At 62.0% G+C, this 16748-nt stretch carries 11 protein-coding genes; all 11 read right to left on the minus strand.

What is annotated here, in order from left to right; all coding sequences use genetic code 11:
- Positions 1-7: 7 nt before the first annotated feature.
- Positions 8-2794 carry a malto-oligosyltrehalose synthase gene (locus tag QOM08_RS13165; protein WP_173407004.1) on the minus strand — a complete coding sequence of 929 codons (2787 nt, stop codon included), beginning with the start codon at positions 2792-2794 and terminating at the stop codon, positions 8-10.
- Positions 2791-4869: a 4-alpha-glucanotransferase gene (gene malQ, locus QOM08_RS13170; RefSeq protein WP_139050374.1), complete on the minus strand. Its 2079-nt coding sequence runs from the start codon at positions 4867-4869 to the stop codon at positions 2791-2793. Before malQ ends, QOM08_RS13165 begins: the two co-directional genes overlap by 4 nt.
- Positions 4866-6668: a malto-oligosyltrehalose trehalohydrolase gene (gene treZ / locus QOM08_RS13175; RefSeq protein ID WP_316913152.1), complete on the minus strand. Its 1803-nt coding sequence runs from the start codon at positions 6666-6668 to the stop codon at positions 4866-4868. The genes malQ and treZ overlap by 4 nt, the downstream gene beginning before the upstream one ends.
- Before the next feature lie 7 nt (positions 6669-6675).
- On the minus strand, positions 6676-8247 hold the full coding sequence (glgA, locus tag QOM08_RS13180) for a glycogen synthase GlgA (RefSeq protein ID WP_047226572.1): 1572 nt from the start codon (positions 8245-8247) through the stop codon (positions 6676-6678).
- A 559-nt stretch (positions 8248-8806) separates the two neighbouring features.
- The gene (locus tag QOM08_RS13185) at positions 8807-9772 is read right to left on the minus strand and encodes a D-2-hydroxyacid dehydrogenase family protein (protein ID WP_139050372.1); all 966 of its coding nucleotides are present in this window, start codon (positions 9770-9772) and stop codon (positions 8807-8809) included.
- An 11-nt stretch (positions 9773-9783) separates the two neighbouring features.
- Positions 9784-10815, minus strand: coding sequence for an alpha/beta fold hydrolase (locus QOM08_RS13190; protein WP_047226570.1), 1032 nt, complete (start codon positions 10813-10815; stop codon positions 9784-9786).
- 86 nt (positions 10816-10901) lie between these two features.
- Positions 10902-11336, minus strand: coding sequence for a YqaA family protein (locus QOM08_RS13195; RefSeq protein ID WP_076385003.1), 435 nt, complete (start codon positions 11334-11336; stop codon positions 10902-10904).
- Positions 11336-11782: a DUF411 domain-containing protein gene (locus QOM08_RS13200; protein WP_316913153.1), complete on the minus strand. Its 447-nt coding sequence runs from the start codon at positions 11780-11782 to the stop codon at positions 11336-11338. Before QOM08_RS13200 ends, QOM08_RS13195 begins: the two co-directional genes overlap by 1 nt.
- Positions 11783-12068: 286 nt before the next feature.
- Entirely contained in the window at positions 12069-13013 is a 945-nt protein-coding gene (locus QOM08_RS13205; protein ID WP_160892630.1) for a GNAT family N-acetyltransferase, read from the minus strand.
- Positions 13010-14284 (minus strand): phenylacetate--CoA ligase family protein, encoded by a 1275-nt coding sequence (locus QOM08_RS13210; RefSeq protein WP_305468350.1) that lies wholly within the window; start codon positions 14282-14284, stop codon positions 13010-13012. The genes QOM08_RS13205 and QOM08_RS13210 overlap by 4 nt, the downstream gene beginning before the upstream one ends.
- A 52-nt stretch (positions 14285-14336) precedes the next feature.
- The gene (locus QOM08_RS13215; RefSeq protein WP_316913154.1) at positions 14337-16748 is read right to left on the minus strand and encodes an acyl-CoA reductase; all 2412 of its coding nucleotides are present in this window, start codon (positions 16746-16748) and stop codon (positions 14337-14339) included.

The following is a 16748-nucleotide window of genomic DNA, read 5'->3' on the forward strand; positions in this document are numbered from 1 at the left end:
ACTGAACTCAAGATTGGATAAAGACATTGACCGGGAAATCCCCCAGCGCGTCGCTGACCATCAGCTCCCTTTGGGGTGTGACTGCCGCGCTGGAAAAAAGTCCCTTCAGTTTTTCATCCCCACGGGCAAACGGTAGTGATACGCGGGTGTCGCCCCAGTCCGATGCAGCCACCAGCGGCACGGCACCGTTTTCCAGCAGGCGTGCTGCATGAATCGGTACCACTATGATTGCCCGTTGTTGCTCATGCTCTCGCATAAAGGCCAGGACCCGTTCGGCCTGCGCGCCAACCACTTGCAGTGGCTGATAGCGGCCTTGCTGGAACAGTTGCAAGTGTTCGGTGCGCACGGCCAGTGTCCTGGCGATCAACGCTTGCTTGACCCTGCCATCGCGCCAGGTGCTTACCAGTTGCGCTGGGGTGCCTGGTGTTTGCATCGCCTCGCGGCGCGCCAGGAAATCCACCGGGCGGCGGTTGTCCGGATCCACCAGGCTGAAATCCCAGAACTCATTACCCTGGTACAGGTCCGGTACACCAGGCACAGTCATGCGCAGCAAGGTTTGCGCCAAACTGTTGAGGGCGCCCGCCGGGGCGATGACCTGGACCGCTTCGGCGAGGGCGTTGCGCAGAGGCAGCCCCTCATCACCGAGCAACAGCCGCTCCAGGAACAGTTGGGTCGCCTGCTCATAAGCGTCGTTGACGGCCGACCAACTGCTTTGCAACTTGGCTTCGCGCAAAGCCTTGCGTTGCCATTGCCACATGCGCTCGTTGTAGTCGGCCAGTGCCGTGTGGTCGTGCACATCCAGGTCTAGCGGCCAACTTCCCAGTAGCGCCTGGTACAGAATCAATTCATCACCGGCTGAAGGAGCGGCGGGGTCGCTGTGCAGCGATGGCGCAAGAATGCGCCACTGGTCCACGCACGCCATGTACCAATCAGCTCGTTCGCTGATGACCGCCAGCCGCGCCCTGGTGTCTTCGCCGCGCTTATGGTCATGGGTGGCGGTGGTCATCAGGTTGTCAGGGAAATGCTCCAGGCGCTCGAGGCAGGCGTCATGAAACGCTTGCGGCGGGGCGCTGAACCGTTCGGTGTTGTAGCCCACGTCATTGCGCGACAGCAGTACTGCCGAACGATAAAGCGCCGTGTCTTCCACGGCCTTGGCGGCGGCTGGCGAGGTCAGTTGCTGGAAGCGCACGCAAGCATGGCGCAGCCGTTTGCGCTGACCACCCCGTGGGCGATCCCGCCAGGGCATGCCGCCGAGCCAGTCGGCCAGGTAGTCGAGCACCGGCCAGTCGGCTTCGCTGAGGGTCTGTCGGGCGTCTTCCAGGGCCTGACGAAAAAACACATCGTCTTCGTTGGAGCGGCCGAGCGGGTTGATGTAGGTGCGGTACACCGGGAAGTGCACGATCAGTTCCTGCAACGCGCGGCGAATGGCGCCGAGGGTCAGGTCACGGGTCATCACGTCGTCCCGCGCGACTTGCAACAGGGCCTGGGCGACGCTTTCGAAGTCTCCGGCCAGGGAGCCATTGAGAATCTGTTGACGGGCCAGACGCGCTTCTTCGATGAAGTGCGCCGGTCGCTCGCTGTGGCGACTCCAGAACTCGGCAAGGGGTTCGGCACCGGCCGGGTCATGCTGCAGCAACGAGATCTGGTTCATGAACTCGTAACCGGTACTGCCGTCGATGTTCCAGTCCCGACGCAGGCTCTCGCCATCGCCGAGGATTTTCTCAATGAAAATGGGCAGGTGCCGCGAGGGCGAAAGCGAATCAAGACGCCTGCGCAATTTGCGGCAGTAGCCGCGAGGATCGGCAAGACCGTCGATGTGGTCGATCCGCAAGCCGTCCACCAATCCTTCGGATATCAATTCGAAAATTTTGGCGTGGGTGGCTTCGAACACCGCGGGGCGCTCGACCCGCAGGCCACCCAGCTCATTAACGTCGAAAAAGCGCCGCCAGTTGATGTCGTCCGCCGCCGTACGCCAACTGGCGAGCCGGTAACTCTGGCGCTCCAGCAATTGATGCAGACGCTCGAACCCCTCGGGTTGCCGGGAGTCGTAGGCGCGCAAGTTCTCTTCGATGGTGGCCTGGATACCTGGCTGGCTGGCCAGCTCTTGCAATTGCTGCTGCAGCGGTCGGGCCAGGGTATGGGCGTCGGTCTGGTAGTTCAGCGTGGTAAAACGCTCGGCCAACGCCTTGAGGGATTCGGCCTGTTCGGATGGCAGCGTTTCGGCAGGTTTGAGTAATTCGCCGTACTGCATGGGGCAGATAGGGAAGTGATGCTCGTAATGCTCGGCCAGGAAGCTGCCTTGTGTGGCATCGAAGCGTAACTTCAGGGTGCCTTCCTGCAAGGCCACTCCGTAGTCGCTGCCTAAAAACGGCAGCAACAGTTGGCCCTCCATCAAGGGGTCGGGAGAATGCCACTGGATATCGAAAAACTCGCCGAAGGGGCTCAAACGTCCCCATTCCAGCAGGTCCTGCCACCAGGGATTGTCATTGCCGCCGACGGCCATGTGGTTGGACACGACATCGAGGATCAACCCCATTCGGTGCTCACGCAGGCTGGCGACCAGGCGTCGAAGCGCCGCTTCGCCGCCCAGTTCCGGGTTCACCTGGGTCGGATCGACCACATCGTAGCCATGCATGGAGCCGGCGCGGGCTTTGAGCAGTGGCGAGGCGTAAATATGGCTGATGCCCAACGATGCGAAGTACGGCACCTGGGGGATGGCATCGTCCAAGGTGAAGCCTTTATGAAATTGCAGGCGAAGGGTCGCCCGCAATGGTTGGATCAACGTCTGATTCATCGGTCACGCTCGTTCGCCTGAAGCCTTGCGCAGGCGAGGATTTCCAGACGCCGGGCGGCGCCCGGGTCATCCAGCAGCACCTGGCTGTCACACGCCAGGCGACGCCGCCAGTTGGGGTGGGTATCGGTAGTGCCAGGCAGGTTGGCCTGCTCGTCGATGCCCAGGGCGTCTTCGAGGGGCAGCAACACCAGCGGCGCACGGGTATGGCCGAGAAAACGCACACTGGCGTCGAGTATCTCGTCGGTATCCTGGTGTTCTTCACGAAAGTTCTGCGGGTCCTGATTCAACACATTGCTCAGGCCTTCACGTTCACGCTCGCGGTGTCTGCGCCAGTCCATCTCGGTGTGGGAATCGATCAGGTCCAGCCGGGCATTCCAGTCGATATCGTGGCCGTGCCACCAGCCATTGAGGGTCGGCAAGTCATGGGTACTGGTCGTGGCCAGGGCATTGTCCGGCCAGTCGAGGATGGGTTTGAAGTGGGTGTTGTCCTGTTCGAACAACAGCACGCGCATGCCGAGGATCGACCGGGCGCTGAGCTTCTCGCGAAGGCCCTCGGGCACGGTGCCGAGGTCTTCGCCCAGGACGATGGCTTGATGGCGATGGGATTCAAGGGCCAGCAGACGCAGCAGGTCGTCCACCGGATAATAAAGGTAGGCGCCATCGCTGGGCGGGGCGTCGTTGGGGATCACCCACAGGCGCTGCAAGCCCATCACATGATCGATGCGCAAGCCGCCGGCGTGGGCGAAGTTGGCCCGTAGCATCTCAATGAACGCGCGAAAACCATTGCGTACCAACCCCTCTGGCGAGAATGCCGAGATGCCCCAGCCTTGGCCGGAGCGGTTGAGGATGTCCGGCGGTGCGCCCACGGTCAACGAGGCGAGCAGTTCATCCTGCCGACTCCAGGCCTGGCTGCCTCCACCATCGGCGCCTACTGCCAGGTCAGCGATCAGGCCAATGCCCATGCCGCTGGATTTAGCCGCGCTCTGGACGCGCTCCAGGCACCGGGTAATCAGCCACTGGCAAAACGCGTAGAAGCCGATTTCGTCGGCGTTCTCCTCGGCAAAATGCGCCAGCGTCGAACTACGCGGGTTGCGCCATTCTTCGGGCCAATGGCGCCAGTCCAGGCTCTCTCCCCGAGCCGCACGTTCGGCCTGCAGGGCTTCGAAGCGGCAATGATTCTCCAGGGGTTCGCCGCTGGTGTGGCGGAAACTGCTGAAATCCTCATGCAATGGATGCTCGCCCTGGCTGAAGCCGTCGTACAGGGCGCGCAGGACTTTCTGCTTGGCCTGGGCCGCCACGGGCCAATCCACCAGCGGTTGTTCTTCCAGATTGCGCAGTTGGTTGGTCAAACCAGTGGCGTCAATGGCCGCGCGCAGCGCGCGTTCGCCGAGAACGGTGCCCGGCGCGGCATAGAGACTGTTGAGGAAGAGCCGGCTGGACGGTGAATAGGGGCTGTAACGGCCGGTGTCGCTGCTGAACATCGCGTGCATCGGGCTGATCGCCAGGGCGTCGGCACCGCGCTCGCCGGCGACCCGTACCAACTCCTCCAGGGCCTGGGTGTCACCGAAACCTCCGTCGCCGGGGCGGCGCAGCGCATATAACTGCGCGCTCAGGCCCCAGGCGCGGGGCGTCGGATTATCCACCGCATCGGCCACGCTATAGCAATGTGCTGGCGCGACCGCCAGGGTGAAATGCTGGTCCTGGATGCTGACGTGCTGGTAACCCACCGGGACCATCCCCGGCAACCTGGCGTCGGCGTCGAGTTTCAGGTTCAGTGTGGCACCATCCTCGAGCTGGATTTCGCAGGGCGTGGCGGCTTCGAAGTAGCGGCTCAGATCCACGCTGGCGCCGACATCGGCGGTGATCAGCGGTGGCAATTGATGATTCTGTTGGTCCTGCTGCAATTGCAGCAGGCTGGCGTCGATTTCCTGGGCGGTCCCGGCTGGATGGCCCAGACCGATGAGGACTGAACGCAAGACGGCGGGCGAGACTTTCTGCGCCCGGCCGTTGGCGTCGATCCAGTCCACCGCCAGGCCCGCTCGGCCGGCGAGAATTTCCAGTTGCGCATCGCTCATAGGCGCTCTCCAGTGATGTTGGGCAAGTTTGCCGCGTGCGTCAGACTGACCAGCGCGCTGTAGGGCGCCAGGGCCCCTTGCTGCAACAGACCCATGGCGTGCTGCGGATGTTCGAAAAGAATCTCGGCCTCTTCTTGAGCGGTATGCTTGACCGGCTGATCGCTGAGGTTCAGGTCAATGCGCAACACGCTGCCGTCGCCCATGCGCCAGCGTGCGCTGACTGCGCCATGGCCCAGCACTTCGGCGTCCAAGGCCTGGGCTCCGGGCAAGCGCGGGACGATCGCTTCACGGCGGATTTTCAGCAGTTGTCGATAGAGTGTTTCACTGGCTAGTTGCTCAGCGTGCTGCGCCTCCAGCTCAGGCCTCGACACCTCGAAGGTATCAGCCGCGTTAGGGTCCGGGATGCGTTCACGCTTTTCGGGATCGGCAAAGGCACTGAACGCCTTGAACTCGTTGCGCCGACCCTCACGAACCAGCTCCGCCAGCTCGCCGTGATGGCTGGTGAAAAACAGGAAGGGTTGCCGGGCGGCTACTTCATCGCCCATGAACAGAAGCGGAATCATCGGCGACAACAGCAACAAGACCGTCGCCGCTTGCACGGCCTGAGGCGGGGCCAGTTGGTGCAGGCGTTCACCCAGTGCCCGGTTGCCAATCTGATCGTGGTTCTGCAGAAACAGCACGAAGGCGCTGGGGGGCAGGTGACCGCTGGGTTCGCCCCGGGGCTCGCCGTGGCGGTTGATATGGCCCTGGAAGACAAAGCCCTGGCTGAGGCAGCGTGCCAATTGTTCCGTCGGCTCTTGGGCATAGTCAGCATAATAGGCGTCGGTTTCGCCGGTCAGCAGCACGTGCAGGGCGTTGTGCCCGTCATCGTTCCACTGGGCGTCATAGCCGTGCTCCAGCAGGCTGGCCTGGTTGTGTTCGTTTTCCACGGTCAACCAGACATGCCGAACCGGATCTACCTGTTCGCGCACCCTGGCGGCCAGTTCCTGGAGAAAATCCGGATCTTCGATCGCATGCACGGCGTCCAGGCGCAGTCCGTCGAAACGGTATTCCAGCAGCCACATCAGCGCATTGTCGATAAAGAAGTCCCGCACCTCGCGGCGCCGGAAGTCAATTGCCGCGCCCCAGGGGGTGTGCTTGTCTTCGCGGAAAAAACCTTTTGCGTAACGGTGCAGATAATTGCCGTCGGGGCCGAAATGGTTGTAGACCACGTCCACAATCACCGCCAGCCCGTGGCCGTGGGCGCTGTCGATCAAGTGCTTGAGCTGTTCCGGCGTGCCGTAGGAGGCCTGGGGAGCGTAGGGCAGGACGCCGTCGTAGCCCCAGTTACGGTCACCGGGAAACTGCGACAGCGGCATCAGTTCGATGGCGGTTACCCCTAATCCAGCCAGGCGCGCCAGGTGCTGTTCGACGCCTTGGAAACCACCGAGGGCGCCGACGTGCAACTCATAGATCACAGCTTCATGCCAGGGGCGCCCGGACCATTGGGTATGGCGCCATCGGTAAGCATGAGGGTCGACCACCACGCTGTGGCGGTCAATGTCACCGGCCTGGGCGCGGGACGCCGGGTCGGGAACCTCCAGTTCGCCGTCGATGTTGTAGCGATAACGAGTGCCGGCGGGGCAACGGGTCTGGATCATGAACCAGCCATCGGCCTGGGGCAGTAGCGGTATTGAATCTCCAGTGTCGAGCTCGACACTCACAAAAAAAGCATCCGGGGCCCAGAGGGCGAAGCGGGTGTGCTCGGCATCGAGCATGACCGCGCCATGGGTCCAGGTTTCAGGCGTCCTTGACGGCATTGTTACCTCATTGTCTGGCCGATTTACCCAGTGACTTGGCCACTAGCTGTTCATAGAGTTCGGCGTAGGGTTCCACGGCCTTGCACCAGTTGAATGGCGCTGACATAGCCCGGCAGCGCATCGCGTTGAGCAGGTCAGGGAACTCGAAGACCTTGAAGGCCCGGCTCAATGCCTGTTTGTAACTTTCGGCGGTGGACTCATCGAACAGGAAGCCGGTGATGCCGTCTTCGATGGTGTCCGCCAGCCCGCCGGTATTGCGTGCCACCGGCAGCGAGCCGAAGCGCTGGGCGTACATCTGGCTCAAGCCGCAGGGCTCGTAGCGTGAAGGCATCAGCAGAAAGTCGCTGCCGGCGAACATCCGCCGCGCGTCGGTTTCGTTGAAGCCGATGCGTACACCGATGCGTCCGGGAAAACGCAGCGCCAGTTCACGCATGGCTTGCTCTTCCTCCGGTTCGCCGCGACCGATGATCGCGATCTGGCCCCCGGATTCGACGATGAACTCGGCGACGGCTTCGGTCAGGTCCAGGCCTTTCTGGTACACCAGGCGCGAAACCACGGCGAACAGCGGGCCGCTGGAGTCGTCGAGACCGAACAGATCGCGTACATGAGCCGCGTTCACGGCTTTGCCTTCCCAGTCACCCATGGCGAACTGGCGGAACAAGTGCGTATCGGTGGCCGCGTCCCAACTCTCGTCGATGCCATTGGGAATGCCGCTGAGCAGGCCTTGTTGTGTTTTAGCCGCAAGAAAACCGTCGAGCCCGCAACCGAATGCCGGGGTAGTGATTTCCTGGGCGTAGGTGGCGCTAACCGTGGTGATATGGCTGGAGTAGGCCATGCCGGCCTTGAGAAACGACAACTTGCCGTAGAACTCCATGCCTTCCTGTTGCAGCGCGTGCTCCGGGATACCCAGCTCCGGGCAGGAGGCCAGGCTCACTACGCCTTGGTATGCCAGGTTGTGAATGGTGAACAGGGTAGGCGTGCGTTGCCCACGCCAGTGCATGTAGGCCGGCGCCAGACCGGCCGGCCAGTCATGCGCGTGGACCAGATCGGGGCACCAGTGGATTTGGGCGAGGTTGGCGGCGATATCCGCCGCGGCCAGGCCCAGTCGGGCGAAGCGAATGTGGTTGTCGGGCCAGTCGCGACCGTTGTTGGCCCCGTAGGGTGAGCCTTCACGGGCAAAGAGCTCCGGACAGATCAGTACGTAGATCACCAGGCCGTCGGCCATGTCCATGCGCCCGATCTTGCAGGGCGGCAGCGCGGCGTGGCCGCCCAGTTCACCGATGATGTGGATCGGGTTGCCGCTGTTCATCACCTGCGGGTAACCGGGGATCAGGACTCGCACGTCATGCAGGCCGGCCATGGCCCGGGGCAGGGCGGAAGAAACATCGCCCAGGCCGCCGGTTTTGACCAGGTCGGCAATTTCCGAGGTTACGAACAATACCTTCTTGCGATTGGGATTCTGCCTGACGACCGGGAGCAGTGCCTTGCCGCCGGTGGCCAGCACCGGTGCCGTCGGCGAGTCAGTCGCCAGCGGAAGTTGAGAACGGACTTGCTGTGGTTCCAAGGCAGCACTGATCATAACTTTCTCCCATTTTCTCGATCTGTTTCCGGCAAGCGCCAGAGCTGTTGTTTCATTGGCCGAATCCTGCGGCCAGGCGCACAAGCGCTACGCAAGGTAAGCAAAGCGCTGCCCAATGCGGTTAAGCGAATCAGGTGAAGGGGCTGCTTCAAGGACTTGCAAGGACTGCACCAGCCGTTGTTGCCCTACCTCTAACCTGACCCGTCGCCGTTGCGAAAAGTTTCCACTTTTTTTCGTCTGGACGACCGGTCGGTTTTCTCCCCGGTTTGGCAGTCTAGGTCAGAACCTAGAGCGGTGCGGCGCGCTTCGTCGAATTGTCCGACAATCAGCTTTGTTGGCGGCAATGTCTTACACGACAAAGCGGGATACGCACCGACGAAGTGCAGTTTCTGGAAACGTAATGGGTGTATGGGGAATGGGGGTGTTTCATCGGCGTGCGCGATGCAATGGCGCGATGCACCATCAGGGGGCGGGTGAAATAGAGGCATTTTAGTGGCCATTGTTGGCCCGGAAATACGCTGTTTCTGTGGGAGCAGGCTTGCTCCCACTTAAAACGTGTTCAGTCGCCAGTGGGGGTCAACAGGCGGATCGGTTTGCCGGCCGCCCAGGCTTGCAGGTCTTCGATCATCAAGGAATAGAACTTCTGATAATTGTTCCGGGTGACGTAACCCACGTGCGGTGTGGCCAGTAGATTTTCCAGGGATCGGAACGGGTGGTCGGATGGCAGGGGTTCCTCGGCGAAGACGTCCAGGGCGGCACCGGCCAGGCGTTTGTCGCGCAGGGCGTCGATCAGGGCGGCTTCATCGACGATTGGACCGCGTGCGGTATTGACCAACAGCGCGTGGGGTTTCATCCAGCCCAGCGCCTGGGCGTCCACCAAACCGCGGGAGCGCTCGCTGAGTACCAGATGCACCGAGAGAATGTCAGCCTGTTCGAACAGTTCCTGTTTACTCACGTAGGTCACACCCACTTCTGCGGCCCGTTCAGCGGTGAGGTTCTGGCTCCAGGCAATCACCCGCATGCCGAAGACCTGGCCGAACTGAGCTACCCGTGTGCCGATGCTGCCCAGGCCGAGGATCGCCAGGGTCTTGCCATGCAGGTCGCCGCCCAAGCCTTGCTGCCATAGCCCGGCGCGCAAGGCATTGGCCTCCTGCACCAGGTTGCGGGTCAGGGCCATGATCAGCGCCCAGGTCAGCTCGGGGGCGGCGTGCTTGTAGCTTTCGGTGCCGCATACCTGGATACCCAGTTCTGCGGCTGTCTTGAGGTCCAGAGCGGCATTGCGCATGCCGCCGGTGAGCAACAGCTTGAGGTTGGGCAGGCGGCGCAGCAGGCCTTCGTCGAATGGCGTGCGTTCACGCATCACGCAGATCACTTCGAAGCGGTGCAGGCGCGCGGCGAGGGTGTCGCGCTCGGCAGGGTACTCATGAATAAATGTCACCTGGCCGATGCTATCGAGCACCGACCAGTCCACCACGTCCCGCGCTACGTCCTGCCAATCATCGATGACTGCTATTTGCACCGCCATGGAACACCTCGTCAGGGAATGGGTTTGTTCAGCCAGCCCAGCAAGGCCTGGTGGAACCGGTCCGGCTCTTCCATCTGTGGGGCATGCCCCAGATGGGCGAACTCCACCAGGGTCGACTGGGGAATCAATTGAGCCACCTGCTTGCCCAGCACTTCATACCGGCCCAGTTTGGCTTTCACGGCCGGCGGCGCGATGTCGCTGCCGATGGCGGTGGTGTCGGAGGTGCCGATCAGCAGCAGCGTCGGTACTTTCAGGTCCTTGAATTCGTAGTAGACCGGCTGGGTGAAGATCATGTCGTAGATCAGCGCCGAATTCCACGCGACTTGCGTGTGCCCCGGCCCCTTGTTCAGCCCGGCCAGCATGTCCACCCAGCGCTCGAACTCCGGTTTCCAGCGGCCACCATAGTAGGTCTTGCGCTCGTAGTTGCGGATACCGTCGGCGCTGAGTTTCAGTTCGCGCTCGTACCACTGGTCCACTGTACGGTAGGGCACGCCGAGGGCTTTCCAGTCCTCCAGGCCGATGGGGTTGACCATCGCCAGCCGCTCGACCTGATCGGGAAACTGCAAGGCATAACGGGTGGCGAGCATGCCACCGGTGGAGTGGCCGAGCACAATGCTTTTCTGCACCCCGAGAGCCTTGAGCAGGGCCTGGGTGTTGGTTGCCAGTTGGTGGAAGCTGTACTGGTAATGAGCGGGCTTGCTGGACGTACAGAAACCGATCTGATCCGGGGCGATGACCCGGTAACCAGCCTCGCTGAGGGTCTTGATCGAGTCGCCCCAGGTGGCGGCGCAAAAGTTCTTGCCGTGCATCAGCACCACGGTGCGGCCATTGACCTCGCCTTGGGCCGGCACGTCCATGTAGCCCATTTGCAACGATTGGCCCTGGGACTGAAGGGGGAAGTGCTTGAGTGTGTAGGGGTATTCGAAGCCTTGGAGTTCCGGGCCATAGGCCGGGCCTTCAGGCGGGTTTTCGGCCTGGGCGAACAGCGGCAGGGCGGCCGTCAGAAACAGGCTGGGTAACCAGCGAGCAGTGGAACGCGACATGGGCAATCTCCTTTGGGCATCCGGCCGATCCTGGCGTGGCCCGATTATGGCGACATTAACCACAGGCAACCCAAAGTCGCGAACGTTCAACCCATCCAGCCCAGGGTCGCGAGGGCGAGTGCGCCATAACGCAACCCTTTGGCCAGGGTCACGATCAACACAAAGCGCCGCCACGGCTCGCCCATCACGCCCGCCACCAAGGTCAGTGGATCGCCGATGATGGGCATCCAACTGAGCAGCAGCGACCAACGCCCATAACGCTGATAATGCACGCGGGCCTTGTCCAGATGCGCCGGACTGACCGGAAACCAGCGCCGATCCTTGAACTGCTCCAGGCGTGTGCCCAGCCACCAGTTCACCAGCGAGCCCAGTACGTTGCCCACGGTGGCGACCCCCAGCAACAGCCAGGTTTCATAGCGTTCGCTGAGCAACAGCCCAACCAGCAGTGCTTCGGATTGCAGCGGTAACAAGGTGGCGGCACCGAATGCCGCCAGGAACAAGCCGATGTAAGCCTCGCCCATCAGTGGGCCGGGTAATCCGCCACCACGGTTTGCGTCCCGTCGCTTTTCAGACCGATCACCTGATACGCATCACTCATGCCGTCCGTTTCCATACCGGGCGAACCCATGGGCATGCCAGGCGCGGCCACACCGAGCAGGTCGTTCCCTTTGCTCAACGCCAGGACCTGGTCGGCCGGGACATGCCCCTCAACGAATTTGCCATTGATCTGGGCGGTGTGGCAGGAGCGCAGGTTGGGCGCAACACCCAGGCGTTGTTTGACTGAACTCATGTCGGTTTCAACATGGTCGTTGACCTTGAAGCCGTTTTCTTGCAGATGTGAAATCCATTTTTTACAGCAACCGCAATTGGTATCGCGGTGTACGTCAATGGTGATCGGTTCGGCGGCCTGGGCCAGGGTGGTGACAAAAAACGCGCTCAGGGCGAGCAGGTGCAGGGGATTGGCCATGGGGACAGTCTCGTGTCGAACAGTTTGGGAGGAGGATAACAGAGTAGCGAGCGTGAGCTGACAGTGGGCTGAGGGGCGGATTACAGAGTTGTCAGGTTGGGGGCGATGCTGATTCGAAGTTCGGAGCAAATTCACCCGCCACCGCAGAACCCTGCGGGAGCGAGCCTGCTCGCGATCGCGGTGGTTCAGCTTGGCCAGTGTCGACCTTGCCGCCGTCATTGCGAGCAGGTTCGCTCCCACAGGGTCATGCGCAAACAGCCTGGGGCGCTTTAGCGCCAACTCATCTTCAAGCCGCCGAACCTGCCTGGGCGCTCCTCCAGATGTGCCCTTGGGCTTGCACTTGTTCGTGGAGCCGTTGCATCGGCTCTGAATGCAAGGTGAGCGGGCGATCCAGGGCGCCACGGTGAAACAGCGCCTGCCAGCCGGGGTCGCCTTCGGCAGGCATGATCCCGGTGAAGATGAATCCGGCGTCCATCAATCGTTGGTAATCGTCGGCGAATTGCTGACGCAGTCCGAGTCGCACTGAAAGTGACCAATGGGCCGGCAAGCGCAGCAGTTGCCCGGCCAGGCGAAGGCCTATGTACCCGGCCACAATGTCGATTCTTCCGGGCAGCTGTCGGATTTGAAAAGGCTGTACCGAAGGCAAGGGCGCCTCGAGCGAGGTACCAAACAGCGATGCCAAGGGTTGCGTCAGCCATTGGCATGCCGCGGGCCATTTGAGGTGCGGCAGCGGGCGGCGATGGCCGCTGACCACCTGGCTGCCGACCACGATGGTTTCGGCGTGGACCGTGGCGAAAGGTGAGGGCACATGGTCAGGCAGCAGCCCGGTGTCATGGAACCCCAGGCGTTGTGCCAGACGCTGGCTGTAGCAATGGCTGGTGACTTGCTTGATTGACAGCCTGGCAAGTCCGAGGTCCTGGCAGCTGTCGAGTAATTGCTGCCCCAGGCGCGTCGCAATCTGGCCGCCCTGCACCGCGGGGTCCACCGCGATCAGGGCCAGTTCCGCGTCTTCACCATCGGCCGTCTGCCGACACAATGCGGCATGACCGACCACGCGCTCATCCTCCACGGCGACCATGGAGTGCCAACGGTTCAGCAGGTTGTGCAGGCCAATCATGTGTGGCAGGTAGACGTCTGGTGAGACGTAGTGATCGCCGTAAACCCGGCGGAACAATTCGCTGGTTCCGACGCCATCCGTGGGCCTGAACGCTCGGATGACCACGCTGCTCATCCGGCGTGCCTCGCTGTCAACGGAGCATAGGTGCGGCGGTCGATGATCGACAGGTGCTTGCCAGAGCGTGGATGGCGTTCCAACGCTTGCAGGCCGCAGGCCTGGACGTGCAGGTCGAGTTGGTCGATACCCGGATACTGTTTGGTCAAGGCAGCTTTCAATGTGTTGGAGAGTGACTGGCAAGCCTGGGTTTGCCCGCCAGGCACCCATTTGAGCAACACGCGGTCGTTGTTCTGTGCGTGCTCGATGATCAATTGCCACTGAAGGTCACCGCCAATGCTGCGGATGATGTCGCTGATTTCCTGCGAAAACAGTGAGAAAACGCCTACCCGCACTCGCTGGCTTTTCGCGCTGCGGCCCTGAAGCGCGAACTTGCGTCGCGGGGTGCCAACCGGCTCGCGCCAGCACGCTCGGTCGCCCACTGGATACCGCACGATGGGCATCAGGGTTCGGGTGAGGTTGGTCACCACCAGATTGCCGGGCCGATCGCACGCCTGGATGACCTCACCGCTCAGTTCATCGATGATCTCCACCCGTATCTGTTCGCCGAATACGCGGTGCTCGCCCAGGTTGCAGTCCGGTGCGCTGGCGCCCACCAGCCCGGCGTCGACGCTGGCATAGCCGATGGAGGCGAAGCGTGCCTGTGGGAAGGCGCGCTGCAACGCAGGCAACTGGCTGTCGAACAGATTTTCTCCGCCGAACAGCACGGTGGTGATGCCGGGCAGCGTTCGCCCCTGTTGATCCAAATGGTCGGCAAACGCCAGCAGGTGCGCAGGCACGCCGGCCAGCACATTGATGCGGTGGCCGGTCACCGCCTCGGTCAGCACGTCGAGATCCACCGCCCCGGTGAACGGGAATTCGGTGATGGCTACATCGACTTTGCCAAGGGCGCCATGAATGAACAGGAAACTGGCGTACAGGTCTCCGGAAAAGAACAGGTTGGCGATTCGATCACCAGCCCTCAGTTGTGCTGCCAGGCTCTGACCGAAGCATTCGAGCATCCGCTGCCATTCAGCGTGGGTGTACACAGACAGCTTTCCCTGACTGGTCGTGCCACCGGTTTTGTAGATCAGTGCGTCTTCGACTTTGCCGGTCAGTACGTCCCAATGGTCCAGGTCATGACTGCCGGCCCAATAGTCGGCGACGTCGACAATGGGGAAATCCTCCAGAGCGCAATTCTGCGCGGGTAAATGCCGTAAAGACTTGCGGTAGAACGTTGAATGCGTACGAATATGGGCGAGCCATTGTTCGAATGGTAAAGAGGTGCTCATCAGGGTTCTCTCGGACTCTAACGTCCGCTTATTCAATTACACGGGAAAACAATCAAGCGGTGATTCTGCGATCAATCACCAGCGGTACTTTGCCGCTGTGTTTGTTATGTTCGAAACTTGTCGCCGGACAGGATTGCACGTCCAGTACGAGCATTTCGGACTCCACCAGCGTGGACAGCAGTTCGAGGCCCATGACCTGGCTCCGGACCGTTTGTGCATCGCCATCGGCGCGAATCAACAGGCGTTCGCAGCCGCTGCTGTGGTAATCGAGTACGATCTGAATGGCCGTTTGTGCCTGCTCAGCCAGCTCGTGGGTATTGATCAGGTACGTCACGATGCGTATCAGGGCGCCGTGGCGCTGGCGCAACTCGAACCGGGGTGACTCCAGGCCACACGGGCAGGGAGCGGTGAGCCAGCGCCCGCAATCACCAACTTCGTAGCGGTGAAGGGGCTGCGCTTGGCGTCTGCGCGAAGTGAACAGCAGCCGTCCGGTTTCCCCCGACGCGACCGGAGCGTCCAGTTCCAGCTGGACGATCTCCAGGTGTTGAATGTCCTCCATGAGGTGGAATACACCCTCGCCGCTGGCAGTGCAGGCATGGCCAAGGGGACCCGCGTCGACGCTGCCATAGATGGCTGAGCGAATACTTGTCACGCCGCAGTCCTCAAGCAACTGACGGCAGCCTGGCCCCAGGTGCTCGCCGCCCAGCATGACTTTGCGCACGCCGCCGTAGCCTTGAAGGGTTTCTCGCTGGCTGGAAAACAGGCGCTGCAAGGTACTTGGCATGCCCACCAGGGTATTGACCTTGTGAGCGACGATCATCCGTGCGATCTCTTCAAAGTCCGCATCTGACGTCGCACCCATGGGGTAATGCACGGCGTTCATGTGCTCCAGTATTTTCGAGAAGCTGAAGAAGCCACCGTAGAGGTTGCCGCCATAAAACAGATTCATCACCCGATCCTTCGCCGGATCCAGACCGGCCGCGCGCAGTCCATCGGCGGCGGCCCGCATGTGGCGATCAAAATCGCGGTAGCTGTAGGGCGACAGCACCGGTGCGCCGCTGCTACCACCTGAGCGGAAGAACAACTGGGCCTCGGGTGCGGCAGGCAGCGCCAGGAATGCCGCTTTGTCCATGATCGGCGTCGAGGGTGAAATGGGTGTCGTGGTCGGCGGGGCGTCCAGTGTCACACGATGACTGGCGACCTCTGGTTCAAGACCGACCGATACCCGACGACTCAATCGTTGCAGCGCGTAGACGCCGTCGTGAGGCTCGCCCTCGTAGCCTTGCTGGATGTCTGCGGTTGCCGAGATGCGGGTCACGCCGGCGGCCAAGACGCGACGTGCCAGTTCAGGCGCCCGTTGCGGTTCACAGATCAGCGCGCAGCTCTGCAACACGTTTCGCCAGGGCAGCAGGGTTTCGGTGATCAGCCCGTGGGGCACCGGTCGTAACAAAAGCGTGCGAAACAGTGGCGATGGCAACAGGTCGCGGTGATGCTCCCAAATAATGCGCCAGCCGTGGCCTTCCCAAATCTGGCCGGTTTGTCCTGCAAAGCTGTGGTCGAGTCGGGCAAGTGCCGTGCGGGTGGTGATCTCGCACGCTTCGGCTGCACTGGTTTCCAACGCTGGCCATTGTCCGGCGCGTCGTTCAAATGCGTCAGCCAGGGCCTCACCCAGTGCCAGCATCTGAGCCGGCTCGTCGCTGTCCACCAACAGCCACTGGGGACTGGAACAGGCTTGCTGATCGAGGCGGCAGACCTCATCCACCAGACTGTCCAGCGCCTGCTCGTTGACGGCTTGCGGCGTGACATAGGCGAAGCTGATGCGATGTCCCCAATCGATCCAGCGGCAGCCGCTTGGAAGCTGGTCACGCATGGCCTTGAGTGCTGTCTCGCCACCCCAGGCGCTGACGCCCTGGGCCAGCGCGAAGAGACGCCGGCACTCGTGGTAGGGCACTGGCAGCACCGCAACGTAATCGCGCAACTGGCCGCTTGGGTCGCAATCGAGGAACGTCGCCAGCACCCGCGCCGTCAGGTCTGCATCGCGCGTGCTGGGTCGCAGCCAGTTGACGTTGCCCGCCAGCAGGCTTTCCAGTGCCGCGAAGAACCCCAGCAGCGGAGCATTGCCGGGGGTGACATGCACCACCAGCCCCAGGGGTTGCCAGCTTTCGAAAGGGCCATCGCTATAGTCGATTCGGCGCAGCGAGCGCGCGTCCGCCCCCAGCTCCCGTTCGAGTTTGCGGCTCAAATGCTTGCGTTCGCAGAAGGCGATCAGTGCCTGGCGCTGGTCGTCGTCCAGGAACGGAGTTTGTTCTGGGGCCCGCAGCATCTGTGCGAACGCCTGCGCACAATCGAGCACGCTATCACTGGGGGGCGGTGCGTCCAGAAGAGCAGGCAGTTGCGTCTGCAGGCGTTCAAGGGCTGTATCGAGGGGCAGATCAGCGTGCAGTTGGCCATTGATGAGATACAT

It is taken from the genome of Pseudomonas sp. P105, from assembly GCF_032614175.1.
GTDB classification, from domain to species: Bacteria; Pseudomonadota; Gammaproteobacteria; order Pseudomonadales; family Pseudomonadaceae; genus Aquipseudomonas; species Aquipseudomonas rhizophila.